Annotated in this window: 21 protein-coding genes and 2 pseudogenes; 7 read left to right on the forward strand and 16 right to left on the reverse strand. The window is 62.4% G+C overall.

Features of this window, described 5'->3' with window-relative positions; genetic code table 11:
- Window positions 1-50 precede the first annotated feature (50 nt).
- From RR42_RS10255 to RR42_RS10280, 6 genes are all read right to left on the reverse strand, one after another.
- Entirely contained in the window at window positions 51-833 is a 783-nt protein-coding gene (locus RR42_RS10255; RefSeq protein ID WP_043346280.1) for an SDR family oxidoreductase, read from the reverse strand.
- A gap of 31 nt (window positions 834-864) precedes the next feature.
- Window positions 865-2,040 carry an acetyl-CoA C-acyltransferase gene (locus RR42_RS10260; RefSeq protein WP_043346282.1) on the reverse strand — a complete coding sequence of 392 codons (1,176 nt, stop codon included), beginning with the start codon at window positions 2,038-2,040 and terminating at the stop codon, window positions 865-867.
- 28 nt (window positions 2,041-2,068) lie between these two features.
- The gene (locus RR42_RS10265) at window positions 2,069-4,147 is read right to left on the reverse strand and encodes a 3-hydroxyacyl-CoA dehydrogenase NAD-binding domain-containing protein (protein WP_043346283.1); all 2,079 of its coding nucleotides are present in this window, start codon (window positions 4,145-4,147) and stop codon (window positions 2,069-2,071) included.
- A 52-nt stretch (window positions 4,148-4,199) separates the two neighbouring features.
- On the reverse strand, window positions 4,200-4,973 hold the full coding sequence (locus RR42_RS10270) for an enoyl-CoA hydratase (RefSeq protein WP_043346285.1): 774 nt from the start codon (window positions 4,971-4,973) through the stop codon (window positions 4,200-4,202).
- Between the two features lie 138 nt (window positions 4,974-5,111).
- Window positions 5,112-5,744 carry a response regulator transcription factor gene (locus tag RR42_RS10275; RefSeq protein WP_043346288.1) on the reverse strand — a complete coding sequence of 211 codons (633 nt, stop codon included), beginning with the start codon at window positions 5,742-5,744 and terminating at the stop codon, window positions 5,112-5,114.
- Window positions 5,745-5,747: 3 nt separating this feature from the next.
- Window positions 5,748-6,890, reverse strand: a complete 1,143-nt coding sequence (locus RR42_RS10280) for a PAS domain S-box protein (protein WP_043346291.1) — start codon at window positions 6,888-6,890, stop codon at window positions 5,748-5,750.
- Window positions 6,891-6,977: 87 nt separating this feature from the next.
- Here RR42_RS10280 and RR42_RS10285 point away from each other — a divergent pair, with 87 nt between their 5' ends.
- Entirely contained in the window at window positions 6,978-7,541 is a 564-nt protein-coding gene (locus RR42_RS10285; RefSeq protein WP_043346293.1) for a TetR/AcrR family transcriptional regulator, read from the forward strand.
- 25 nt (window positions 7,542-7,566) lie between these two features.
- Here RR42_RS10285 and RR42_RS10290 read toward each other — a convergent pair whose 3' ends face one another.
- Window positions 7,567-8,181, reverse strand: coding sequence for a TetR/AcrR family transcriptional regulator (locus RR42_RS10290; protein ID WP_043346295.1), 615 nt, complete (start codon window positions 8,179-8,181; stop codon window positions 7,567-7,569).
- A gap of 31 nt (window positions 8,182-8,212) precedes the next feature.
- The gene (locus RR42_RS10295) at window positions 8,213-8,848 is read right to left on the reverse strand and encodes a hypothetical protein (RefSeq protein WP_144409812.1); all 636 of its coding nucleotides are present in this window, start codon (window positions 8,846-8,848) and stop codon (window positions 8,213-8,215) included.
- Window positions 8,849-8,879: 31 nt separating this feature from the next.
- On the opposite strand from RR42_RS10295, the gene RR42_RS41705 reads away from it, so the two are divergent.
- Window positions 8,880-9,152 (forward strand): hypothetical protein, encoded by a 273-nt coding sequence (locus tag RR42_RS41705; RefSeq protein ID WP_419188891.1) that lies wholly within the window; start codon window positions 8,880-8,882, stop codon window positions 9,150-9,152.
- On the opposite strand, the pseudogene RR42_RS10300 reads toward RR42_RS41705, so the two are convergent.
- A pseudogene (locus RR42_RS10300) lies at window positions 9,082-9,634 on the reverse strand (AMP-binding protein). The gene RR42_RS41705 and the pseudogene RR42_RS10300 overlap by 71 nt on opposite strands.
- Before the next feature lie 77 nt (window positions 9,635-9,711).
- Between RR42_RS10300 and RR42_RS10305 the strand changes: the two are divergent.
- A pseudogene (locus RR42_RS10305) lies at window positions 9,712-10,173 on the forward strand (IS6 family transposase); the annotation flags it as partial.
- A gap of 76 nt (window positions 10,174-10,249) precedes the next feature.
- Here the strand turns inward: RR42_RS10305 and RR42_RS10310 are convergent.
- The 3 genes from RR42_RS10310 to RR42_RS10320 form a co-directional block, all read right to left on the reverse strand.
- Window positions 10,250-11,143 (reverse strand): 3-keto-5-aminohexanoate cleavage protein, encoded by an 894-nt coding sequence (locus RR42_RS10310; protein WP_043346300.1) that lies wholly within the window; start codon window positions 11,141-11,143, stop codon window positions 10,250-10,252.
- A gap of 2 nt (window positions 11,144-11,145) precedes the next feature.
- Window positions 11,146-11,907 (reverse strand): SDR family oxidoreductase, encoded by a 762-nt coding sequence (locus RR42_RS10315; RefSeq protein WP_043346303.1) that lies wholly within the window; start codon window positions 11,905-11,907, stop codon window positions 11,146-11,148.
- 73 nt (window positions 11,908-11,980) lie between these two features.
- Entirely contained in the window at window positions 11,981-12,748 is a 768-nt protein-coding gene (locus tag RR42_RS10320; RefSeq protein ID WP_043346304.1) for an SDR family NAD(P)-dependent oxidoreductase, read from the reverse strand.
- 306 nt (window positions 12,749-13,054) lie between these two features.
- Here RR42_RS10320 and RR42_RS10325 point away from each other — a divergent pair, with 306 nt between their 5' ends.
- From RR42_RS10325 to RR42_RS10335, 3 genes are read left to right on the forward strand one after another with little or no spacing between them, the layout of a single operon-like run.
- Complete coding sequence (locus tag RR42_RS10325) at window positions 13,055-15,127, forward strand: hydantoinase/oxoprolinase family protein (RefSeq protein WP_043346307.1); 2,073 nt, start codon at window positions 13,055-13,057, stop codon at window positions 15,125-15,127.
- Between the two features lie 21 nt (window positions 15,128-15,148).
- Window positions 15,149-16,936: a hydantoinase B/oxoprolinase family protein gene (locus tag RR42_RS10330; RefSeq protein ID WP_043346310.1), complete on the forward strand. Its 1,788-nt coding sequence runs from the start codon at window positions 15,149-15,151 to the stop codon at window positions 16,934-16,936.
- Window positions 16,936-17,469: a gamma carbonic anhydrase family protein gene (locus tag RR42_RS10335; protein ID WP_052494577.1), complete on the forward strand. Its 534-nt coding sequence runs from the start codon at window positions 16,936-16,938 to the stop codon at window positions 17,467-17,469. The genes RR42_RS10330 and RR42_RS10335 overlap by 1 nt, the downstream gene beginning before the upstream one ends.
- 58 nt (window positions 17,470-17,527) lie before the next feature.
- On the opposite strand, the gene RR42_RS10340 is transcribed toward RR42_RS10335, so the two are convergent.
- The 3 genes from RR42_RS10340 to RR42_RS10350 form a co-directional block, all read right to left on the reverse strand.
- Window positions 17,528-18,241 carry a GntR family transcriptional regulator gene (locus RR42_RS10340; RefSeq protein ID WP_236702018.1) on the reverse strand — a complete coding sequence of 238 codons (714 nt, stop codon included), beginning with the start codon at window positions 18,239-18,241 and terminating at the stop codon, window positions 17,528-17,530.
- A 243-nt stretch (window positions 18,242-18,484) separates the two neighbouring features.
- Window positions 18,485-19,555, reverse strand: a complete 1,071-nt coding sequence (locus RR42_RS10345; RefSeq protein WP_043346313.1) for a Glu/Leu/Phe/Val family dehydrogenase — start codon at window positions 19,553-19,555, stop codon at window positions 18,485-18,487.
- 126 nt (window positions 19,556-19,681) lie between these two features.
- On the reverse strand, window positions 19,682-23,251 hold the full coding sequence (locus RR42_RS10350; protein ID WP_052494579.1) for an indolepyruvate ferredoxin oxidoreductase family protein: 3,570 nt from the start codon (window positions 23,249-23,251) through the stop codon (window positions 19,682-19,684).
- Window positions 23,252-23,392: 141 nt separating this feature from the next.
- On the opposite strand from RR42_RS10350, the gene RR42_RS10355 reads away from it, so the two are divergent.
- Window positions 23,393-23,863, forward strand: coding sequence for an Lrp/AsnC family transcriptional regulator (locus tag RR42_RS10355; RefSeq protein ID WP_043346316.1), 471 nt, complete (start codon window positions 23,393-23,395; stop codon window positions 23,861-23,863).
- A 112-nt stretch (window positions 23,864-23,975) separates the two neighbouring features.
- Here RR42_RS10355 and RR42_RS10360 read toward each other — a convergent pair whose 3' ends face one another.
- The gene (locus RR42_RS10360) at window positions 23,976-25,208 is read right to left on the reverse strand and encodes a porin (RefSeq protein ID WP_082054868.1); all 1,233 of its coding nucleotides are present in this window, start codon (window positions 25,206-25,208) and stop codon (window positions 23,976-23,978) included.
- Between the last annotated feature and the right edge of the window lie 23 nt (window positions 25,209-25,231).

Below are 25,231 nucleotides of genomic sequence, written 5' to 3' on the forward strand. Positions count from 1 at the left end.
CCTTCGATTCGGGATGTCCGGGTTACGTTTTGAATGTCTTCAGACCGCGCTTAAACCGCTGTGATGCCACCGTCGACAGCCAGGATCTGGCCGGTGATGTGCTTGCCCGCATCGCTCGCGAACAGCAGTGCCGCACCCTTCAGGTCGTCGTCGTCGCCAATGCGTTGCAGGGGTACCTGTTCCGACAACTTCTCGACACCTACCTTCTCGATAGTCCCCTTCGTCATCTTCGACGGGAAGAAGCCCGGTGCAAGCGCATTGACTGTGATGCCGTAGGGCCCCCACTCGCTTGCCAGTGCGCGCGTGAAGTTCACCACGGCACCCTTGCTGGTGTTGTAAGCGATGGTCGGCTGGGCATTGGGACCGTTGCCGATCAGGCCGGCAATCGACGCGAGATTGACGATGCGCCCGTAGCGGTTGGGGATCATCGACAGCTTCCCAATCTTTTGCGTGAGCAGGAAAATCGACCGCACGTTCAGGTTCATGAGCTTGTCCCAGGCGGCCAGCGGATGGTCGACGGTGCTTGCGCCCCACGTCGCACCCGCGTTGTTGACCAGGATATCGACCTTGCCTAGTCGCTCCATTGCCTCGTTGGCGAGGCGCTCGATGTCGTCCTCCGAGGCGTTGTCGGCCGCAATCCAGCTTGCGTCAACCCCGAGGCTGGCAAGATGCGCTTGCGCGGACTGGAGCGCATCAGCCTTGCGTGATGAGATCACCACGCGGGCGCCTTGCGTGCCGAGCGCCTCGGCAATTTGCAAGCCCAGCCCGCTGGATCCGCCGGTAACGAGCGCCGTGCGGCCCGTCAGGTCGAAGAGATTTGCCACAGCCGTCATTGCTGTCTCCTTCTTGGTGATTGGAACGTTGTTAAAGCACTTCAAAGAGCCCGGCGGCACCCTGACCGCCACCGATACACATGGTCACTACGACGTACTTGACGCCGCGGCGCTTGCCCTCAATTAGCGCGTGCCCGGTCAGTCGCGAACCGCTGACGCCATAGGGATGGCCAACCGCGATGGCACCGCCGTTGACGTTGAGGCGGTCATCGGGAATGCCCAGCTTGTCGCGGCAATAGAGCACCTGACAGGCAAACGCCTCATTCAGCTCCCACAGTCCGACGTCTTCCAGCTTGACGCCGGCCCGATCCAGCAGGCGCGGGACAGCGAACACGGGCCCGATGCCCATCTCGTCGGGCTCGCAGCCAGCAATCGCGAACCCACGGAACAGCCCGAGGGGCTCGATGCCGCGGCGCTCGGCGAGTTTTGCGTTCATCACAACGCAGGCCGAAGAGCCGTCCGAGAACTGGCTCGCATTGCCAGCCGTGACGACACCTCCCGGCAAGGCGGGACGGATACGCGACACCGCCTCGAGCGTCGTATCTGGTCGGATGCCTTCATCCTCGGAGATGACGACTTGACGAGTCGTGACGCGGCCCGCCTCGTCGACCACGCCCATCGTGGTCGTCATCGGCACAATCTCGTCGTCGAATTTTCCGGCGGCCCGCGCCGCAGCCGCACGCTGCTGGCTGCGCACGCCGTACGCGTCCTGTATTTCCCTGGGGATGCCGTAGCGCCTCGCCACAGTCTCGGCGGTCTGCACCATGCCCCAGTACAACTCCGGCTTGTGCTCGACCAACCACGGGTCGCACCCCATATGGGTGTTGGCCTGGTTCTGCACACAGGAAATCGACTCGACGCCGCCAGCGACGATGGCCGGTGCGCCCTCCAGAATCACGCGTTGCGCGGCCATCGCAATGGTCTGGAGTCCCGACGAACAGAATCGGTTCACGCTCACGCCTCCCGTTGTCACCGGCAGGCCGGCACGCAGGGCGATGGCACGGGCGATGTTGCCGCCGGTGGTGCCTTCGCCGAAGGTCCCGCCCATGATGCAGTCCTCGAGTTCAGACGGGTCCAGGCCCGAGCGGGCCACCGCGTGGTACACCGCATGCGCGCCCAGCGTGGCGCCGTGGGTCATGTTGAACGCGCCCTTCCAGCTCTTGGCCAGGCCGGTGCGGGCAGTCGAAACGATGACAGCCTCATTCATGATGGTCTTCCGTAGGATTGAGTGGGAATCAAGCGTTGAAGGTTCGGCCTTTGTCAGCCAGCTGTTCGATCAATGCAGCGGGCTTCCAGCTCGGGTCTTTCGCCGAGAGTGCGCGCAGAGTACGGCGGACGTTCGTCACGCCGACCGTGTCGGCGTAGAACATCGGACCACCGCGCCAGGCAGGGAAGCCATACCCGTGCAGATAGACCGCGTCGATGTCGGACGCGCGGGCCGCAATGCCTTCATCGAGAACGGCGGCGCCCTCGTTCACCAACGCATAGATCAGCCGCTCGACAATTTCCTGGCCGCTGAAGCGCCTCGGCACCACACCGCGTTCCTTCCAGTACGCCTCCAGCATGGCCCGCGTGCGCGCCGACGGCAGCGCCTTGCGTTGACCCGCTTCATAGTCGTACCAGCCGGTGCCGGTCTTCTGGCCGAAGTGGCCAGCCTCGCAAAGGCGATCCCCAAGTTCGAAACGGGGCTGCGACGGATCTTCGGCGTAGTGGCGTTTTCGGATAGCCCAACCGATGTCGTTGCCGGCAAGGTCTGCCATCCGGAAGGGACCCATCGCGAGCCCAAATTCCTCGATGGCGCGGTCTACCTGTTCGGGGAACGCGCCCTGCTCCAGCAGTTCGCCGGCGCGCCGGGTGTACTTGGCCAGCATGCGGTTGCCGATGAAGCCGTCACAAACGCCCGACACGACCGGCACCTTGCCTATACGTCGGGCCAGGCGCATTGCGGTCTGCAGTACGTCCGGTGCCGTCTTGGCGCCGCGCACGACCTCCAGCAGGCGCATCACGTTGGCCGGGCTGAAGAAGTGCAAACCAACCACGTCCTGGGGGCGCCTCGTTTCAGCGGCGATACGGTCGACGTCTAGCATCGACGTATTGGTCGCCAGAATCGCGCCAGGGCGGGCGATTTCATCGAGCGCGCGGAACATGCGCAGCTTGACGTCCATGTCTTCGTAGATGGCCTCGATTACAAGGTCACAAGCGGCGACCCTGCCCAAGTCCACGGTCGGCTGCAGCAGCGCCATACGCGCCTCGACCACCTCGGCTCGCAGCTTGCCCTTCTTAAGGCTTGCCTCGTAGTTACGGCGAATTGCCGCGGCACCCTTCTGTACAACCTCATCGGAGATGTCCAGCAGCACGACGGGAATTCCCGCACTGAGGAAGTTCATTGCAATCCCGCTGCCCATGAGGCCCGCCCCCACGACGGCTACCTTGTTCACCGCGCGCTCGGGCACCGAATCGGGCACGTCCGCCAACTTGGCCGCCGCCCGTTCCGAGAAGAACGCGTGGCGCAGCGATTTCGAGACGGGGCCATTCATCAGCTCAAGGAAGAGGCGGCGTTCCAGCGCCAAGCCCTCGTCGAAGGGCAGCTTGAAGCTGGCCTCAATGGCGTCCAGACAGCGCAGCGGCGCTTGAAGATTCTTGTAGCGGGCGGCGACGGCCGGACGCGCTACCGCCAGGTAGCCCTCCGGGGTTGGATGGCGGATAGTCAGATCACGTACCCTGGGATGCGGGCCCGGGCGTGCCGCGACTTCCTGCGCGAAGGCCACGGCGGCAGTGACCACGTCACCTTCCACGAGGCGGTCGAACAGGCCGGTGTCGGCCAGCGCCTCGGAAGGGATGGACGTTCCGTGCACAATCATGTTGGTGGCCGCCTCCAAGCCAATCAGGCGCGGCAACCGCTGGGTGCCGCCGGCGCCCGGCAGCAATCCCATCGTCACTTCCGACAGTGCAATGCGCGCCTTCGGCACGGCGACGCGGTAATGGCATGCCAACGCCAGTTCGAGCCCTCCGCCCATCGCCACCGAGTGAACGGCGGCGACTACGAGCTTGATACTGTTCTCAATGGCCACTAGCACTGTGTTGAGGCCCGGTTCGCGCCAGGCTTCCGGCGAATTGAATTCGCGCATGTCGGCACCGCCGGAGAAGGCTTTGCCCGCGCCGGTCAGAACGATGGCGCGGACGTTGTCATCGGCCGCGGCACGGTCGATGCCGTCGATGATGCCAACGCGCACGTCGTAGCCCAGTCCGTTGACGGGCGGGTTGGCAATCGAGATGACGGCGACGTCATGGATGACTGTGTACTGGATGCTCATGGAAGGTTCTTTACAGATCGGGGTAGCAGATGGGACTGTCTGGCCGCGCGGCTCAGGTGCGAGCAGCCGCCCTGACCGGCGCGCGTTCCAGGAAGCGCCGGAGAATCTCCTGCGTTTCGGGCGACTGGCGCAGGGAGTCGAATACAACCATTTCGCGCTGGAGGCTGGTTTTCACGAGCGCCTCGGTTGCCTCGCGCATCAGGCCGCGAGTCGCCATAAGTGCCTGGCGTGGCTTTGCGGCCAGGCACTTTGCAATCGACAGTGCCGCTTCGGCCACTGTCTCCAGCGGTTCCACGCAATTGACAAGTCCTGCCCGATGCGCCTCGGCGGCGGGAATGGTCGCACCGAGGAGTAGCCATTCCGCCGCCTTGTTCCGGCCCACTACTTGCTGGAGCAGCAGCGTGGAAGCGAATTCCGGGCACAGGCCCAGGTCAACGAACGGGAAGCGGATACGGGCATCGTCGGAGGCGACGACGTAGTCGCAATGGAGCAGTATGGTCGCCCCGATGCCGACGGCGTGCCCGCACACGCAGGCAACCATGGGCTTGTGCAGCGCGATGACCGCGCGCAGGAAACGCCCGGCGGGGGATTCCTCGGGCCCGGACGTCTGCCCATTCACGAACAGGCTGATGTCGTTGCCGCTGGTAAAGTTGCCACCCTCGCCCTGGAGCAGTACGGCGCGCACGTCGTCCCGACGGTCCGCCTCAGCGATGGCATCGGCAAGCGCCGTGTAAATCTGCGCAGTAAGCGCATTCTTCTTCGCCGGCCGGTTGATTGTCACGACCAGCACGCCGTCGTCCATGTGCAGCAGCACGTCTGCCGTCATCGTTCTCTCCTTCGGTCCAACCCCGGTGGAGTTGTGTCGTTGAGGAGAGTTTGGACGTCGGGCGCTGATTTGGCTGTCGGAATTGACTCTGCTGCTTGTCAGCGTTTTCTGAAGTTAAGACCCCGGTGGTGCAGTGGCTCAGTCAATCAGTCGATGCTCGACGGCATAGCGCGCCAGCTCGGCGTTGCTGGTGATGCCAAGCTTCTTCAGGATGCGTGACCGATAGGTGCTCACGGTCTTTACGCTCAGGAACATCTGCCGGCCAATCTCAGTCAATCGGATGCCCCGTACAATCAGCAGCATGATCTCGTATTCACGGGACGACAGCTGTTCATGCGGTGTTTTGTCAGCAACGCGGTCGAAGCCATCGAGCAGACAATTCGCAACGGAAGGCGCTATGTAGCGCTTGCCCTGCGCTACCTTGTGGATTGAATCAACCAACTCCATGGCATCCATGTCTTTGGTGACATAGCCGGATGCTCCCGCCTGGAACGCTCGCAGCGCATACTGCTCGGCCGGGTACATGCTCAGGACGATTACCGGCATTGTTGGCCTCTCGGCCCGTAGCGTGGGTAGCATTTCCAGGCCACTGCGGCCGGGCATGTTCACGTCGAGTAACGCAACATCGAACGGCTGCTCTCGCACGCGGCCCAGCGCCTCCGACGCATCACCGGCCTCGGCAATCACATCGAATCCGTCCTGCTCTGCCAGCAGGCGTTTGAGACCCTCTCTGAAGATTGTGTGGTCGTCTATCAGCAGCAGGCGAATCATGACCTATCCTTTCTCACAGTTGGCGCGCGACAGCATTGGAACGCCTAGTCTCACGCGCGCCCCGGAGCGGGGTCCGGGATCCAGAACCAGCGTCCCGTGCAGCTCGCGCGCCCTCTCCCGCATGCCCAAAAGGCCGAGATGTCCCTCGGAAGCACCGCAATTCACTTCGAACCCTAGTCCGTTGTCCGCGATTTCAAGCTCTAGCCGGTCAGCCGCCCAATCTAGGCTGACCGTCACTTCGGTCGCCTTGGAATGCCGCGCCACGTTCGTCATGGCTTCCTGAAATATGCGGTAAATGCCAATCTCTCGATTGCGGTCCAAGCACTGCCCCGGGCCCGTAGTATGGAATCGCGTTGCGATTCCATAGCGCCGCTCGAAGCGGTTCAAATCCAACGAAAGCGTGTCGCATAAGCCCAGATGGTCCAGAGCCCCCGGGCGAAGGCCTTCTGAAACCGTGCGCACCGCCTCGATAGTTTCTTGTGTGAGCTGAAGGGTCTGAGCTGCCGTGAGAGCCAGTAAGGCGAGCGAAGACGAAGCGTCGCCGCCGCGTCTCTTCCCCGACTCGCGACAGCGGTCCAGTGCCTCGATGCCCCGTGACAGCCTCGACAGGTCGAACTTAATTGCAGTAAGCATGCCGCCAATCACATCGTGCAGTTCGCGCGCCACGCGGTTGCGCTCGTTCTCCCTTACGTTGTTGGCGCTAGCCACGAGTTCCTGCAATCGCTCGCTGGCGTCGACCAGGTCGGCGCGCTGCCGCTCTCGCTCGGTGATATCGATGCTGACGCCGAAAATCGCCGGTCGACCGTGAACATTCACGCGGGTGCCGTGAATTTCGAAGCAACCGGGATTGCGGGACGATGTCCTCCGAATGACAAACACTTCGGTCTGCGCGATACCCTTGATTCTCTGGTGATACTGAGCCATCAGGTCCGCGCGCTGAGAAGGATTGGCCACGTCGCGTAGCCTGGCACCAATGAGACGCTCCCGCTTCAGACCACACATGCGTGCGAACGTCTCGTTCACGTACCGGAACCTTCCGTCCTGGAGGATATAGATGCCAACGATGGACTGCTCCACGATGCCCTTGAAAGGGATTTCATAGTCGTCAAGGCCAACGTCGCCCAGTTCAACGTTCGTGTCACGCATGACATCCGCCCTTCTAAATGATGCTTGTCATGCAGGAGGATGACAAGCACAATGTATAAAGTCAAGAGAACGATGGAGGTATGACGCATGGGTCATTCTCAAGCAGACAAGATGCGCAGCAGGGAGCGAATCCTTAGTGAAGCGGCGGAGCAAATCCGGGACGGCGGGCTGGAATCCGTCAGCGTTGGCAAGTTGATGCGCCGCGCCAATCTGACCCACGGCGGGTTCTATGGACATTTCGCATCACGGGCGGACCTGCTCGCCCATGCGTTGGAGCGTGCGCTAGACGATGGAGCGGCCGCATTCGAAGCGAAGAAAGGCAGTACACATCCCGACTATGCCGCAACTGTCAAAAGCTATCTGAGCCGCAAACATCGGGATTCACGTACCACGGGTTGTGCAATCGCGGCCTTGGCCGGTGACGTAGCGCGAGCCGAAGAACCCGTGCGCGAAGTGATGTCGGCCCATATCGAACAGTTCGTCGCACGCATAGACAAGGCGCTTGGTGGCGACCCCGAGAAGGCCCTGTTCGCGGTCAGCGCGCTGATTGGCGCACTGGTGGTGTCGCGGGTAATGGCAGACGAGAAGCACTCGGATGCCGTACTGGCTGCCGCCAAGCGGGAATTGCTCGCACTGGAAGAGAATTGCTGAGGAAAGTCGGCTTCGTCAGGATGCTTCAGTAGGTCGTCTGAGCGTGCCTGAGGGCGCCAGATGGTAAGACGCGGTGGCTCGCCTCTACCGGCACCTCAATGCCATGACGGCCGAAGATTCCCCTCAGAACCGAATGCCGGAATTCCACCGGATAACCCAGGAACAGGTGGTCATGCTGAACACCCAGAGCAAAGCTGAAAACCTCGAACACTAGGTGTTGAACATCAACACTCGGGTTGATTTCCCCTACATGCGCGGCGTCCTTTAGCTGCAAAGCCAACAGGCCACGCCAGGTGGTTACCGCCTGTGCCACGCTAAGACTGACAGCGTTCTCTGCTCGCCCAGCCAATTCGCTGCCGGCGCGCAGGATGAGGCAACCACCGCGCAATACATAGTCGCCGAGCCAGACGTCCAGCATGCGTACTAGCCGGCGTAAGCCTTTTGGCGCTTGCGCGGCAGCCTTTATCACGTCGGCCGAGAGAGCCTCAGCGTAAGTAAGGACGGCCTCTGCGAGAAGCTCGCTGCGGGATTCGAAGTGCTGGTAGATGCAGCTCTTCGACACGCCGATCTCTTCACCAAGGTCGCTAATCGAGAAGCTATCGAGGCCTCCACGCCGTGAGAGAGAAATAGCTGCGCCCAAGACTGCTCTGCGTGACGACCGGGATTCGCGCCTAGGCATGATTGTCCTCATAGACGGTGGTTACCGTAGCAATCTTGACCTCTTCCCGCAACATATCAATTTCAACGTGTTGCAAGACGCCAAACTGCTCGTCGCGCAGCAGGGACATTGTCAAAGGCCCCGACAAGCTCCCGCGCTCTGCGTTGTCGAAGTAGCGCACCGCGCACCATACTGGATTCGATGCAGCTGCCGTGTGCGAACGGCCATACGAGTCGCATATTCGAGCTATCGCGAGAAACTGCCCAAGGCCATCGTCAATCATTGTCGATGCCGCTCGCATTCCGCTGCGCCATGGCACATAGCTGGACGACGGGAGTTCGGCATCCAAAACCACAAGCGCGCGGCCAACAATGTCTCCCTCTTGCCTAACTTCGGCTAGCCATCGTTGCTGCCGGCCGTCTGCATGCCGCAGGCTTGCCTCGAGGTCGTATCTGCCTGATCGCAACGGCTTGTCAATGTAAGCCGTCAGCAAAACCGGGGCGGCGGAGCCGCATGTTGAATCCAGCACGGCACCGAGTAGCAACTCCACAAGGCCGGGCTGCTCATCAACAGTGGATGCCATCTGTCCTTGCTGCGCAACGAAAGATGAGTCCAACATCGCTTGTGGAGTAATCCGTGCGAAATCCATGTCTCTCTCCTGTCCTGTCGGCGGCGCCGCCATGGCGCAAATCACTGGTGACTATAGCCAGCAGCCGTGCACCTGTGCGAAGGATGGAAAAATAGGGAAAAATCTGACACCGACTCGCCGTCGGGGAGTTCCGCCGAAAGCCGGAGACGATCGCCATCTCCTTCTTGCGGTCGATGATCTTCAGAAAGCCCTTGTCGTCGAAGATGCCGAGATCGCCGGTGCGGAAGTAGCCGTCAGCGGTGAACGATTTTCGCGTTTGCTTCGAGATTCTTCCAGTATCCTGACATCATCTGCGGTCCCTTGACGCAGATCTCGCCAACCTCACCAATGCGAACCTCGCTATCGTTGTCGTCAAGAAGCTTGACGTCTGTGTAAGGTACCGGTAAAGCCGCTAACGGTATGCGGTTTGAGTGAGACGACAGGCGAGGTTTCCGACAACCCATAGCCCTCGCGAATGAAGTTTCCGGTTACCGACTCCCACCGATCTGAGATAGTGTCGATCACCGCTGCCCCACCGCCGGCGGAAAGCTTCAATCTTGACCAGTTCCCCCTCAATCGTGGATGGGCGACTAACCCGGTGTACAGCGTGTTGACACCGGTGAACACTGTCGGCCGCACAGCCTTCAGCACGTCGATGCAGCCATCGATATTTCGCGCGTTGGCCACGAGCCAGTTCTCGGCGTCGACAGAGAAGTCGGTCAGGAAGTTCACCATGAGGGCGAAGATCTGGTACAGCGGGATCACAGTCGCAACTACCTCCTCGCCGAACTGCAGCACATCAGGCATGAAGACCTAGAACCGCTCGATGTTTGCGATGAGATAGCGGTGCGACAAAGCCGCGCCCTTCGGGGTAATCGTACGATTACGCCATGGACGAAACCTACATCCTGGTCAAAGGCCGGTGGACGTACCTCTACAGGGCCGTGGACAAGTCCGGCAAGACCATTGACTTCCTGCCGCGCGCTCGTCGTGATACCGCCGCCGCTCGCCGCTTCTTCGAGAAGGCCATCGCCCAGAACGGGGTGCCGCAGACTGTCACGGTGGACAAGAGTGGTGCGAACCTGGCGGCCCTGCAGGCGATCAACGCCGAGCGGGAAACGCCCATCAAGATCCGGCAAAACAAGTACCAGAACAATCTCGTCGAGCAGGACCATCGATCCATCAAACGCCGGGTCAGGCCGATGCTGGGATTCCAGACCTTTCTCTGCGCGCGCATCATCCTGGGCGGCATTGAGACCATGCGCATGATCCGTAAGGGGCAGATGGCTACCTCAAAGAGGAGCAATCCGTCCGCGGCCGAGCAATTCTACTCGCTGGTCGCATAAGCGCTTGCTACTCGGACACCGCCGGCTGCACCTACACCCTTATCGCGACGGAACCCCGGACCGGGCTGGGCAGCGCTCAACGCGGCGTGCGCAACTCCATGATGTCGCGAGCCTCGGCAGGCGTGGCAACAGACATGCCCAGGTACTCGATGATCGTGCGCGCCCGCTCCACGAGCTGCCCGTTGGTCGCAAAGACGCCGCGGCTCAGGTACAGGTTATCTTCCAGCCCCACCCGGACATTGCCGCCGAGCAGCGCGGACTGCGCCACCATCGGCATCTCGTCGCGGGCGATGCCGAACGCCGCCCATTGCGCGTTAGCCGGAATCAGGCTGCGTTGATAGATCATGGTCTCCGTAGTGGCTGGCGCGCCCCACAGCACGCCCAGCACCATCTGGAACAGTGGCACTCCATTAATCAGGCCGTCCGCAATCATTGAATTGCCGAACAGGATGTCGCCCGCGCTGAATACTTCGAGCTCCGGCTTCACTCCCAGCTCCTGAAACCTCTTGGCCATTGCCCGCAAAGTGCGGGTGGTGTTCAGGTAAACGAACTCGAGTTTGCCTTCCACCTGGTTGCCGGTCGTGATATCCAGCGACGCAATCTCCGGCAGGCACAGCTCGAGATGGCGAACACGTTCCGCAACCGGAATTACATCGCTGTCCGGCAATGCACGCGACTCGTCCTCCGGGTCGGGAAGCAGGAAAGCGCCCAGGCCGCAGGTGAGATTCAGCACGATATCGGTTCCAGACGCGCGCACGCGGTCAACCACCTCTTTGAAGAGTGCCGGATCGCGGCTGCCCGCACCTGTATCCGGATCGCGCACATGAATGTGCGCCACGGAAGCGCCGGCCTTCGCCGCTTCCACGCAGGCGTCGGCAATCTGGACCGGCGTGACCGGCATAGCGGGGTGCTTGCGGTTGAAAGGTGCGTTGCCTGTGACCGCGCAGGTCAGAATGACTTTTCGTGACATGTTCAGATTTCCCATTCGACATTGCCGCTGACGGCAATGAGTTCGCCCGTGATCTTCGATGCTGCGCCGGAAGCCAGAAACAACACCGTTTGCGCGAGATCGTCTGGCTGCACCTTGCAGCGCAACGAGATGTATTTCAGATAATCTGCTTCGACGTCCGCCGCGCTGCGGCCGCTTTCGTGCGCGATGCCGGCGACGATCCGGCCCATGCGCTCGTTGTCGATCATGCCGGGAAGGATCGCATTGCAGCGCACATTGAACGGCCCCAGTTCCCGGGCAGCATTCAACGTAAGCGATTCGACCGCCGCCTTGGAGACGACATAGGGCGTTCGCATCGGCAGGCGCGTGCGCGTCGATCCCGTGGAGAAATTGATGATCACGCCATGCCGATTGCGCTTCATCGACGGCACGACCCGCTTCATGAACTGGAACATGGCGCCGACATTCACCTCCATCGTGTCGCGCCAATCATCATCGGAGATGTCCTCAAGCGCGGCCCGGGGGCCAGCGATGCCGACATTGTTGACTAGCACCGACACGTCGCCGAACACGCGTTCCGCGTCCTGCACCACACGGGCGACGCCAGCAGGATCTCCAACGTTGGCGACCGTACCCGTCATGCCGGGATTGGCCGCGAGCGTGGCCTCGAGCGCGTCGGCACGAACGTCGCAAATATGCACGCGCGCGCCGCTTGCCCGGAACTGCTCTGCAATGACGCGTCCGACGCTGTCCGCCCCGCCGGTAACGATGACTCTTTCTTCCATGCTGTGACTCTCCATAGCGTATGCGGCGCACGCTTGGTGCGCGCTGTATCGCCGGCGCGCGCCGGCACCCCGGTCAGAGGCCCGCGGAAATTCCCTCGTCCATCAGCAGGCAACTGCCATGCATGGCGCGGGCCGCATCCGAAGCCAGGAAGCTGACGGCGCCGGCGATATCTTCCGGCTGCGAAAAGGTGCGGGGGCTTGGCGTGCGCGAAGCCATAAAGTCCCGCAGCCCTTGCATGGAGGCATCATTGCGGATGTCCTCGTTCATCGCCGTGGACGTATTGCCCGGCGCAACGCAATTCACGTTGATGTTTAGGCGGCCCAGCTCGCACGCGAGCGCGCGCGTCATCAGGACGATGCCAGCCTTCGTGGCGCAATAGATCGCATAGGTGCCGAAGCCGGTGAGGCCCGCTACCGAAGCCACGTTGATGATCCGGCCCGCGCCGTTTTCCTTCAGAGTGGGCGCCACCGCGTTGATCATGTTCCAGGTACCCTTGAGATTGATATCGATCATCTGATCCACGTCGGCGAGTCTGGCTTCGCCGGCGGGCGTCGGCTTGAACACGCCCGCCGCGTTGACCAGCGCGTCAATCCTGCCAAAAGCCTGCCTGACCGACGCCACCAGTTCGCCCACCGCCACGGCATTGCGCACGTCGCAGACAAAGCCCTCTGCCTCGGCGCCCGCTTCCCGGATCGACGCCGCCACCCTTTGGGCCTTCCTGATATCTGAACTGGCAATCACGGCAACCCGGTAGCCATCCGCCGCCAGGCGCCTTGCCACGGCCTCGCCAATCCCCTGCGAGCCACCCGTCACGATTACAACCTTGCGCTCCACGCTCATCGTCGTTCTCCTCTTTTCGATCCACGGAACCATTGGCGACGCCCTTCGTGCCGAGGACATCCCGATCGTTCACCATGATGCGAAGATTAGCCTTTTTGTGATCACTGATCAAATGTTTTTTTAATTCGCCGCTCAAAACATCGCATAATTCTAAGTTTTTATTGGGGTTAACCCTCGTTTTTTATCACAATCTCAATTTGTTCTTGTGATCACAAACATCGATTAATATACTCAGATGCAATGCTGCGCGATCGCGGGATGCGCCGATCAGCGTTGGCTCGAGGTTTGTTCATCAGGAGATGATTTATGCGTTTCGCAGTGGATACAGGGGGTACGTTCACCGATCTGATCGTCGAGGACGACGACGGAAACCTCAATATGTTCAAGTCCCCGACTACCCCGTCCGATCCGATCAGCGGCGTGCTCGAAGCCCTGCAGGTGGCGGCAGATGGACTTGGCATGGACCGCGCGGAAATGCTGGCGCGCGGCGAGATGTTTATCTATGGGACAACACACGCCATCAACGCCATCATCACTGGCAACACGGCACGCACCGCGTTGATCGTGCCGGGCGGGCACCGGGATATCCTGACGTTGCGCGAGGGTGGGCGGCTCGAGCCCTTCAACTTCGCCGTGCCCTATCCGGATCCGTTCGTGCCTCGGGCGTTGACCTGGGACGTGCCCGGGCGCATCCTGGCCGATGGCTCGGAGTTGCTTCCGTTGGACGAAGCTGCACTGGTGCGAGCCTGCACCCAGATGCTCGGTGCTGGCGTGGAAGCGGTGGCGGTCTGCCTGCTGTGGTCGGTGGTCAACCCCGCGCATGAGCTGCGCGTTGGCGAACTCCTCTCACGGCATCTGCCCGGCGTGCCGTTCACGCTGTCGCATCAGCTCAACCCCATCCCCCGCGAGTTTCGTCGCGCCTCGTCGACATGCATCGACGCATCGCTCAAGCCCATGATGCGGGCCTATATGCACACGCTGGTCGACCGCCTGGAGTCGGCCGGCTTTCCCGGCCGCGTGGTGGTGGTCACGTCACAGGGCGGCGTCATGGACGCCGACCATGTCGCCGAGGCGCCTATTCACCTGATCAATTCCGGCCCGTCCATGGCGCCGGTATCGGGACGCTATTTCGCCAAGGCGGACGAGCAGGCGGAAACCGCGATCGTCGCGGATACCGGCGGCACCACCTACGACGTCAGCCTGGTGCGTCGTGGAAGGGTGCCTTGGTCCCAGGAGACCTGGATTGGAGCGCCCTATCGGGGCATCATGACCGGCTTCCCCTCAGTGGACGTTAAAAGCGTCGGAGCCGGCGGCGGCTCCATCGCCTGGGTGGACGACGGCGGCATGCTGCACGTCGGCCCCAAGAGCGCGGGCGCCGTGCCGGGTCCCGTTTGTTATGGGCGCGGCGGCACCCAGCCCACGGTGACCGATGCCTCGCTCGCGCTCGGCTACATCGATCCGGATTTCTTCCTTGGCGGAGCCATGAAGCTCGACGCCGCCGCAGCCAAGCGCGCGATAGATCAGTTTGTAGCCACGCCGCTCCACCTGTCCATCGAAGACGCCGCCGCGGCAATCATTACGATCGCCACGGAGAATATGGTGCAAGCCATCTGCGACATCACGATCAACCAGGGCATCGACCCGCGCGACGCTGTGCTGATTGGCGGCGGCGGGGCGGCGGGCCTGAACTCCGTGCTTATCGCGCGGAGACTGGATTCGCCGCGCCTCGTCATCCCGCAGGTTGGTGCGACCATGAGCGCCGCGGGCGCGATGATGTCCGATCTAACCTCGCACTACCACGCGACATTCTTTACCCGCAGCGATGCATTCGACTTCAGCGCAGTGCACGATGTGCTCGCCACGCTGGACGCGAAGTGCCGGGAATTCATCTCCGGCCCCGGCAAAGATTCCCTAGAGCAAGCCATCACCTTCTGGGCGGAGGCACGCTACCCGGAACAGGTGTGGGAGCTCGAGGTTCCGCTGAAGGGAATGACTATCCAGACGGAAGCCGACGTCGCGGACCTGATCGAGGGCTTCCATCGCGCACACGAGGAAGTCTTTGCGATCCGAGATGCAAGCTCGCAGATCGAGATCGTCGGATGGCGCGCCACAGTCGCCTGCAGAATCAGGAAACAGGAAGGGGGCGCGCTGGCCAACTCCGTCGCGCTGCCGATCGCCCAGCCCGTGCGCCGCGCCTATTTCGCGGGTTCAGGCTACGTCGACACCGCGGTGGTCCGCTTCGAGGCGCTGCAGCCCGGCACCACGATCCACGGCCCGGCCATCGTCGAGTCTTCCTTCACCACGGTCGTGCTGAACCCAGGCGCGACAGCCGAGCGCCGTGCCAGCGGCAGCCTGTCGATCATTCCCGGCCGCGACTAAAACAGGAACAGGAGAACCCAAATGACCCGAGACACCAAACGCCCCGCGACCGATGGGGTCCAGCTTGCCCTACTGACCAACCGGCTCGAAGGCATCGCCCGCAAGATGGCCAACACGCTGTTGCGCAGCGGCCGCTCCGGCGTGCTCAATATCGCCCGCGATTTCTCTTGTTGCATCGTCACCGCTGGCTGCGAACTGCTGGCGGCTGCCGAAAGCCTGCCCATCCATGTGCTGTGCGGCCCCGACCTGATGAGCGCGGCAATGAAGTCCTTTCATCCGGAACTGCGCCGCGGCGATGCCTTCCTGCACAACTCGCCGTACCACGGTTGCTCGCATCCCGCCGACCACACCATCCTGGTGCCGGTGATGGACGACGTCGGCATTCATCGCTTCACGGTGGTTGCCAAGGCGCACCAGGCCGACTGCGGCAACTCCGAACCGACGACGTATATGGGATCCGCGCGCGATGTCTATCATGAAGGCGCGCTGATCTTCCCTGCAGTGAAGGTGCAGCGGGACTATCGCAATATCGACGACATCGTGCGCATGTGCAAGATGCGCATTCGCGTGCCCGACCAATGGTGGGGAGACTACCTCGCCATGGTGGGCGCGGCGCGCATCGGCGAGCGCGAACTGCTTGCCCTGGGCGAAGAGCTCGGCTGGCAAACACTGGAGGACTATTCGCGCGACTATCTTGATTACTCCGAACAGAGAATGATTGGCGCGATCCGCAACATGTCCGGCGGGCGGGCGGTGGGATCCAGCACGCACGATCCCCTGTTTCCCGGCATGCCGGCAGAAGGCGTAACGATTCGCGCGGAAGTTGAAGTCGATGCGCAGAGTGGCCGGATCGTGGTGGACCTGCAGGACAATCCCGACTGCCTGCCGTGTGGACTGAACCTGAGCGAGGCCTGCGCACGCACCGCCGCGATGGTTGGCGTGTTCAACGGGATCGAGCATACCGTCCCGAAGAATGCGGGATCCTTCCGCCGGATCGATATCCGGCTGCGCGAAGGCTGCGTGGTCGGCATCCCCAGGCATCCGACCTCTTGCTCGGTGGCCACGACCAATATGGCCGACCGGGTCGCCAACTCGGTGCAGACGGCGATGGCGGACATGGCGGACGGCGCCGGCCTGGCCGAATGCGGCGCGGTAATTCCGCCGGCGATCGGCGTGATCTCAGGGACCGATCCCCTGACAGGCCATCGCTTCATCAACCAGCTGTTCCTGGGATTCACCGGCGGCGCGGGCGCGCCGCATGCCGATGCATGGCAGACCATCGGACACGTAGGCAATGCTGGTCTGTGCTTTCAGGACAGCGTTGAGCTCGACGAAATGCGCCATCCGCTGCTGGTCCATTCCCGCAGCTTTGTCACCGATAGCGAGGGCTCCGGGCGTTTCAACGGCGCGCGCAGCATGTTCGTCGAGTTCGGCCCGCGCGGTTGCGATATGGACGTGGGCTATGTGAGCGACGGTACCATCAATGCACCGAAGGGTGTGCGCGGCGGCCTTGCGGGCGCGAACTCGAAACAGTTCAAGCGCCTGGCGTCGGGCGAACTTGTTGAGCTTCCCGGCGGAGCACTGCTGAACCTGCGCGATGGCGAGACCGTACTCTCATACTCTTGCGGCGGCGGCGGCTATGGCGACCCGCGCACGCGCGACCCTGAACTGGTGCGTAAGGATGTCCGCGAAGGCTATCTTTCTGCCGAGCGCGCGCAATCCGTGTTTGGCATTGCGCTCGATGCGCATGGCGAGGTCGACGTGGCACGCTCGGCGGCGCTGCGCGAGCGGCAGGCAAAGGGGGCGTGATGATCCTGTCCTTTCGTCAGATCACGCCGTCCATCGGCGAGCACTGCTTCATTGCGCCCAATGCGACCCTCATCGGCGCGGTGATGCTGGGCGCGCACAGCTCGGTCTGGTTCAATGCGGTCCTGCGCGGCGACGTGGAAGCAATCACCGTGGGCGCGAGGACCAATCTGCAGGAGGGCGTCATTGTCCATGCCGACCCAGGCTACCCGGTCAGTCTGGGCGATGACGTCACCGTTGGCCATGGCGCCATGCTCCATGGCTGCACCATCGAAGACGGCGCGCTGATCGGGATTGGCGCGACCGTCCTGGACGGTGCGCGAATCGGGCGTCACGCTCTGATCGGCGCCGGCGCGTTGATCCCACCTGGCAAGATCATTCCGGAGCGTGCGCTCGTCATGGGCATGCCCGGAAAGATCGTACGCACGCTGACCGACGAAGAGGTTGGTGAACTGGTGTGGGGCGCGCAGGAGTACGTCCGGCTCGGCAAGGACTGTCTCTCGGCACTGGCCAAGCGGGGTTGCGCGGCGTCATGAAGCCGCGTGGCGCCGGTATGGATTGGGGCCGGCAAATCCGGCCCCTCCTGCAATTCGCTCAAAACCCGGGCGCGGAGACCCGTGTCTTGCGCTTGCGGGGAAGCGGCTCCGTCGCCACCGGTGCGCCATCGGGCGAGAATATCTGCGACTTGTACCAGATTGATGCGTCGATGATGTCTGCCTTGACGGCTTCGCTAGCGGCCTGCGGATCGCGCTTGGCCAGCGCGGCGAGAATATTGAAGTGATGCATGATGCCGCGATCATGCAGGTTTTCCTGCGCCGTCTGCATCTGCTTCATGACAGATGCGAGATACGGCCCACTCTGCAGCCAGAGCCTCTCGATGATCGACAGCAGCTGTTCCGAACGCGCCGCCCGATAAATCGAAAAATGAAGTTGCTCGTTGGCAGCGACTGCAGCCAGCACTTCCCTGGCATCGACCGCATGGCTGTAGTCTTCGGCCGCTGCCTTGATCTGGGAAAAATCCGCGGCAGTCATCCGTTCGGCAGCCAGCCAGGCCGCGCGCCCTTCAACCGTGGCTCGCGTATCGATCAAATCGTCGAGCCGCTCGATCGATACGGTCGGCACGCATAGGGTGCGATTGGGCAGCATTTCGAGCGCACCCTCTGTGACCAGCCGGCTGACCGCCTCGCGAACCGGCATGGTGCTCGTCCCGAGCATGGCAGCGATTCCGCGAATCGTCACTGCCGTCCCAGGGACAAAGCGCCCCGCACGCAAGGCGTTCGCCAGTTCTTCGTAGGCACGTTCGCGCAAAGCTACGTTGTTTAGCCGCGATACGGCGGGCGCTTCATCGTCGAGCGGACCACCGTCGTCCTCTGTTTCCGCAATGGATGTAGCCATATCAAGTCCGGCTTTGTGATCTCTGATTTCATGTCATGCGCCCATTGTGAGCACATAATCCATTTCAAAGCGGCAAAACGCCGTTTGTGATCACAATTATAGTGCATTCGCCGGCATCTTGTCGATGCGATCGACCGCCACGCCCACTGTGGTGGATCAATGCGCAAGCAGGAGCTTTTCGCGCGCCCATTGGTCGGCAGTACGGGCCAGCGACTCGCCCGAACCCGCTGCGCGCTCGATCAGCGCTTCGACGCGATCGGCGATACGCATCACTTCCGCGTCGACGAGGGCGGACTCCGCGCCCCCCTGGTACTCGCGCGCACAGCTGACAATGCCTCCGGCGTTGACCAAGTAATCAGGCAGATAGGCAATCCCCCGCGCATGCAGCGCGTCACCGTCGGCTTCGGTCGCGAGTTGGTTATTTGCAGCGCCCGCGATCATGCGCACTTTCAACGCCGGAATACTCGCCCCGTTCAGCGTTGCCCCCAGCGCGCATGGAGCGAACACGTCCGCAGCTTGCGCCGTGATCTTTAATGGCGAAACTGCGCGAGCATTGAATCGCTCGCGCGCGGCCGCGACGCGCGCCGCATCCACATCCGCGACGATCAGCCGGCAGCCTGCAGCGTGCAGGTGCTCCGCCAGCGCCCACCCGACCGAGCCAAGGCCCTGCACCGCTACCGTGAGCCCTTGTAGGGATGCCCCACCGAGAAGCAAGCCGCATCCCCTCTCGATCGCAGCAAAGACACCCAACGCTGTCTTGGGTGAGGGATTGCCGCCGAAGCCGCCCTCGCGCGGAATCCCTGCCGCAAAAGTGGTTTCGCTGCGCACCTCAAGCAAGTCCTCGACTGTGGTGCCGACATCCTCTCCGCTAATGTACTCGCCGGCAAGCGACTGCACCGCCCGCCCGAACGCACGGAACAGTCCGGCGCGCTCGCGCTGCGACGAATCCTTGAGAATCACGGCCTTCCCGCCACCGAACGGCAAGTCGGCCATGGCATTCTTCAGACTCATGCCCCGTGACAGCCGTAGCACGTCGCTCAGGGCAGCCTCCTCCGAATCGTATTGCCAGTAGCGGCAACCGCCGAATGCCGGGCCGCGCGCGGTGCTGTGCACCGCAACGATGGCACGCATTGCGGTCTTTTCGTCAGTGACGAACAACAGCTTCTCATGCGCGGCCTCGCCGCGAAGGCCAAACAGGGAAGGCGTAGCTAGAATCGATGCATTCATGGTTGCAGATGAAGTCGTGGAGGAATGGTATGTTGATACGGGGCCAGAATTGCTTGGGCGATGACCCCGCGGGAAGGAGAGCCACACCGTCGGCACCATCGCCAGCCGGTCGGGCGTGTCCTGTACTTACGTAAGATGCTCCGCGGAACCCGACACCGCGTGCGGCGCGCCGCACAGTGCGCGGTACTTCTGCAGGTCGGCTTGCGCCGACCTGTAGTTTCGCTCCTTGATCACGCCGAAGCCACGGATTTGCGCGTACGCTCCCACGAGCGCTGCAGCGCTTGCGAGTGTCCGCTCGGAAAGCGTACGCAGCACGAGTTGCACGTCGTCCTCGCACTCGACGATCATCCGACGCTCAATCCTGCGATCGCTCTGCCGGCCAAACGGATCAAAGGGTGTGCCGCGCAGGATCTTGCCATGCCGCAGGAGGCGAAGCAGCGGACTCATGACGGTTCCACTCAGCACAATCTTGTTGCGTCTCCCAGTGTTGCGATCGACCCGGGTGAGCCATGGTGGCGCCATGTGGAAAGTCTTCTTCCCATGGCCGTCGAAGGTGCTCTCCAGTGACCGGGCGAAGGCAGGATCGCTGTGCAGACGGGCCACCTCATATTCATCCTTATAGGCAAGCACTCTGTAGTAGCTCCTAGCCACGGCTTCCGCCAGCAGGCCGGCCTCCCCTGCGATGCGCTGCTCCGCGCCGGCAACGGCAGCCACCATGCGGCCATAGCGCTCCGCGTAAGCGGCATTCTGGTAGGCCGACAGGTCGCGCTTGCGTTCGGCAACGAAGCGCGCCAGCTCGAACGGCTGCGCAGCCTGCGCCTCGGCAGCGCTTGTCCGCCGCAGCGCATTGGGTTCGCATGCAAGGATGCGCCCCCAGAGAAATGCCCGCCGGTTCAACTCGACAGCGGCGCCGTTCAGTTCGATCGCCCTGGCGATCGCCATTTCCGACAGCGGAATCCAGCCGCGCTGGTAGGCGTGGCCGACCAGCATCATATTGGTCGCAATCGCATCGCCAAACAACGTCATTGCCGCGGCAGTGCAATCGAAGAACTCCGCCTGACCCGCGCCAACCACGCTTTCGATCGCCGCCTGGTGAATCTCCCTGCTAATCGGCAGGTCGCCATTCGCGACGAAATCCGCCGTCGGCGCGACTGCGCTATTGACTACAGCGCGTGTCCCGCACTTGCGCAGCCGCGCCAGCACGTCTGGCGAAGCCGCCACCACCGCATCGCAACCAATCATCACATCAGCCGAGCATGCCTCGATTCTCGCCGTGACAATGCGCTCCCTGCGATCCGCGAGCTGCACATGGCTAACCACCGCGCCGTTTTTCTGGGCCAGTCCGGTGAAGTCCAGCGTCGCTGCGCCCTTGCCCTCCAGGTGGGCTGCCATTGCCAGGATTGCCCCCACCGTGACGACACCGGTCCCGCCGACCCCGGTGACGAGAATACGCGCATGCTCAAGCAGGGCTCCCAGCGCAGCAGGCCCGGCTGGCGGCGGCAGGGAGGCGCGCCATTGCGCCTCCATCTGCTGGATGCGACGCTGGTTCGCGCGCTTTGGTTGAAGGCCCTCGATCGTGACAAAGCTCGGGCAAAATCCTTTCAGGCATGACATGTCCTTGTTGCAACTCGATTGGTTCACCGCGCGCTTGCGGCCTAACGGGGTTTCGAGTGGCTCGATGGCAATACAGTTGGACTGCACCGAGCAATCTCCGCAGCCTTCGCACACCGATGGATTGATGACGACGCGCCTTACAGGGTCAGCCAGCGTTCCGCGCTTGCGGCGCCGCCGTTTCTCGGCTGCGCACGTCTGGTCGTAGACGATCGCCGAAACCCCGCGGTAGGCGCGAAGTCGCCGCTGCACGTCATCGAGCGCATCCCGATGCGCGATCTCCACGCTGGCGGGAATGCTCTTCGCCCCCCAATAGCGCTGCGGATGGTCCGACACGAGGACAACCTTCCCCACGCCCTCGGCGATGAGCTGGGCGACCATGCGCGGCACCGTCAAGCCGCCTTCCGTGGGCTGCCCGCCCGTCATGGCGACGGCATCGTTGAATAGGATCTTGTACGTGACTGCCGTGCCGGCCGCCACGGCTTGCCGGATCGCAAGGCTGCCAGAGTGCTGGTAGGTTCCGTCCCCCAGGTTGACGAACAGGTGGGGCAGATCAGAGAAGCTCGATAGCCCGACCCATTGCACGCCCTCCCCGCCCATCTGGCAGAACGTTGCAGTGTTGTCCCCCTGGCCCAACGCCATGATGTGACAGCCAATGCCAGCAGCTGCGTAGGAGCCGTCCGGAAGCTTGGTCGAGCTATTGTGCGGGCAGCCCGCACAGAAGAATGGCTTTCGCGTAAGCACATCCGGCTGCAGCTGCGCACTCAATGGAATGACCCGCGGCTGCCTTGGCAGCGCCGCGGCGCTGCCCGTATTGCCGGGCGGCAGCGCGTGCACCCCCGTGTATGCAAGGAACTGCCGCAGGGCCTTTTGGAGCTGATCGGGTGCGAACTCAAGCGTGGCCGGCAACAGTGGCGCATCGTTGGGCCCCCGTTTGCCGAAGACCTCGGGACGCTGCGGCGCCGCAACATTGAAGAGGGTCTCCTGGATCTGCCGCTCAACAAACGAACGCTTCTCCTCGACGACCAGCAAGGCACGCATGCCCGAGGCGAAACGCCGGACGCCCTCGCCTTCGATCGGCCAGGTCATGCCGATCTTGTAGAGTCCAATGCCGAGCTCGGCAAGCCTGGGTTCGTCGAGGCCAAGGCGCGCCAGCGCGGCCAGCAAGTCACCGTGTGCCTTGCCCACCGTCACGATGCCGATCCGGGCGTCGCGCGGGCGGACGATAGTACGGTCGATGGGATTTGCGCGCGCAAAAGCCTGCGCCGCAGGCAGCCGCTCCTCCAGCAGGCGACGCTCCAGTTCCGCACGCTGGCCGGGCCACTTCACCCCGGTATCGTAGCCGAAGCCCCGCTCGGGAATGTCGATGTCTCCCGGCAAGCTGAAGCGGGCACCCCGCGCCGATCCGGCTCCACCGATCAGCATCGAGCGGCCGCTCTCCACCGTCTCCGTGATCGCCTTGAACGCCACCCAGAGGCCAGAGAAGCGCGACAGCGCGTAGCCAAACAATCCGAACTCGACATACTCCTCGACCGATGCCGGGAACAGCACCGGCATCATCGCGCCTTCGAAGACGTGATCGGTCTGATGCGGGAACATCGACGACTGCGCGGCATGGTCGTCCCCCGCGATAGCCAGCACGCCACCATGGCGCGATGTGCCAAGGACATTGGCATTGCGGAACACGTCGCCGGTGCGATCCACGCCGGGCCCCTTTCCATACCACATCGAGAACACACCTTCGACGCGCTTGCCGGGGAATGCATCTATCTGCTGCGCGCCCCACAGCATCGTCGCACCGAGGTCTTCGTTCAGGCCGGGCTCGAAGCGGATTTCGTATTCGGCAAGGAGCGAGCGCTGCCGCCACAGCTCCTGGTCGAAGCCACCGAGCGGCGAGCCACGATACCCGGAGACAAGGCCCCCCGTCTTCAGGCCCGCAATGCGATCAGCCCGCGCCTGTTCAACCAGGATCCGCACCAGCGCCTGCGTCCCGGTCAGGAAGACGGATCCGGCTTCACGCCGGTAGCGATCTTCCAGACGGTAGGTGTCGTCGATTTCCTGCTCGACGCGTGCTCGCTTGTTCATCAACTGTCTCCTTGAATATTGCGATTTCTTTCTCCAATTCTAGGTTTGCAGTCGCTTCCCTTTGTGCCAAACTTAACGACTAATTCCATCGGATTTAGCACACATTCCCAATCGCCTCCCACAAAGAAACCGAGAGTGCCAATGCGCTTTGATCGTACCGATGTCCGTATCCTGGCAGAGCTGCAACGCGACGCGCATGTCCGTAGCAGTGAGCTCGCCGAGAAGGTCGGACTTTCCCCTTCGCCCTTCTACCGACGTATCCGCATGCTCGAAGAGGAAGGCGTCATCGCCAAATACGTCACGCTGCTAGACCAGGAAAAGGCCGGCTTTCCCGTCAACGCGTACGTCCAGGTGGAAATAGAGAAGAAGACAGAGGCCAGGCTGGCCAACTTCGAGGCGGCCATCGCGCGCCAGGCGGAAGTGATGGAGTGCTACCTGATGACCGGCAGCTTCGACTATATGCTGCGGGTCGTCGCCGCCGATATCGCCGGCATCGAGCGCTTCGTCATGACCCGGCTCACCAAGATCGAGGGGGTCAGCAATATCAGCACTTCATTGGCGATGCGGCGCGTTGTCTACAAGACCGCGCTACCGATACGTGAGAAGGAGTGAGTGAAGTGGCGCGCAGAGTGGCCGTGTTCCCGGGCGCGCCCGAGACCCGGCCACTCTGCGCTTTAGCACCATCAGGTCCCCCCACACACTCAGGGTCCCGGCTGGCCAGCGGCTAGAACACGGTACGAATTCCCGATCCAACCGCCCACTGATTGCGCCCGATCGTTGCGGGACTCGTCAGGATACTGGTATTACTGCCCGCACCCAGCATGCCCTTCGGCTTGTTATCCGAGAACGCGACATCGGTATATAGCATGGTACGCTTGGATAATGCGTATCCCGCCCCAACCTTGTACAGGTTTGCCCCGGCGGAACTGTTTTGCAGATCCTGCAAGTGCAGCCAGTCCGCCGTGAAACGCCACGCGGGCGATGCTTGATACGCCGCGCCGACATAGTAGAAGTTCTGGTTCGCACCCGTGGTGGGATTACGAAACTTAACAAAATTGATGCCAGCCTTGAGCGGGCCGGCCGTATATGTCGTACCGATGGTGTAGGCGCGCAACCAGGGATTATTCGTCTGCCCGGTTGGGTCCTTCGCATCGAAATAGCCCGATGCTATGCCCAGCGCCCCATTGGTCCAGTTCAGGTTGGCCGACATCGTGGACTTGTTGGAGAAACTGCCGGGAGTACCGCCCAAGGAGTACAGCAAGCCACCGCTGAAGCCGTAGAAGTTGTCAGGCAGCATGTACTTTATTGACTTGTTCACCCACGTGTACAGCAAACCGCCGTTAGCTGCGCTGTTTGCGCCCGACGCCACGCCCGCCAGGCCAAGAGACGGATTCAGGTTCGAGGCGTTCTGGAAGGTCGCGTTTGCGAGCGATCCGAAATTCATGTAGCCGGTGGCATCGCCCGCTGAGATGCCATCGAAGAACGGCGACCAGTTGCGCCCGAGGCGCACCGAGCCCCAGGGTCCGATCAGTCCGACGATGGCTCCACGGTCGAAAAGCGAGTTCGTGTCGTTGGGAAACGGCACGGAGAAATTGCCAGCCCCCGTGTCGGCGCTAAAGCCGCTTTCGACCTTGAACGTGACTTTGTACCCTCCGCCGATGTCTTCGAGGCCGAGGAGGCCCCATCGGCTCGTCAGTTCATTGCCGGACGCCAGGGCCAGCGAGCCGGCGGCTTTGCCAGTGGCTGGATCCGCGCCCGCCACCGAACGATAGTTAAGGCCGACGTCCATGACACCGTACAAGGTCACGCTGGACTGTGCGCCAGCGGCGCCTGACACGCACAAGCCAAGCGCGGCAACGCCGCCGGACAAGATGGTGTTACGCAGCAGCAGCCATGCAGAGCCGGCTGCCGCCAACCCGTGAAGCCTGCTGCGTGGGGTCTCCGATTCCTTCTTCATTGTTTCCTCCAGAACGTCTCAGT

The organism is Cupriavidus basilensis (assembly GCF_000832305.1).
In the GTDB taxonomy this organism is placed as follows: Bacteria; Pseudomonadota; Gammaproteobacteria; order Burkholderiales; family Burkholderiaceae; genus Cupriavidus; species Cupriavidus basilensis_F.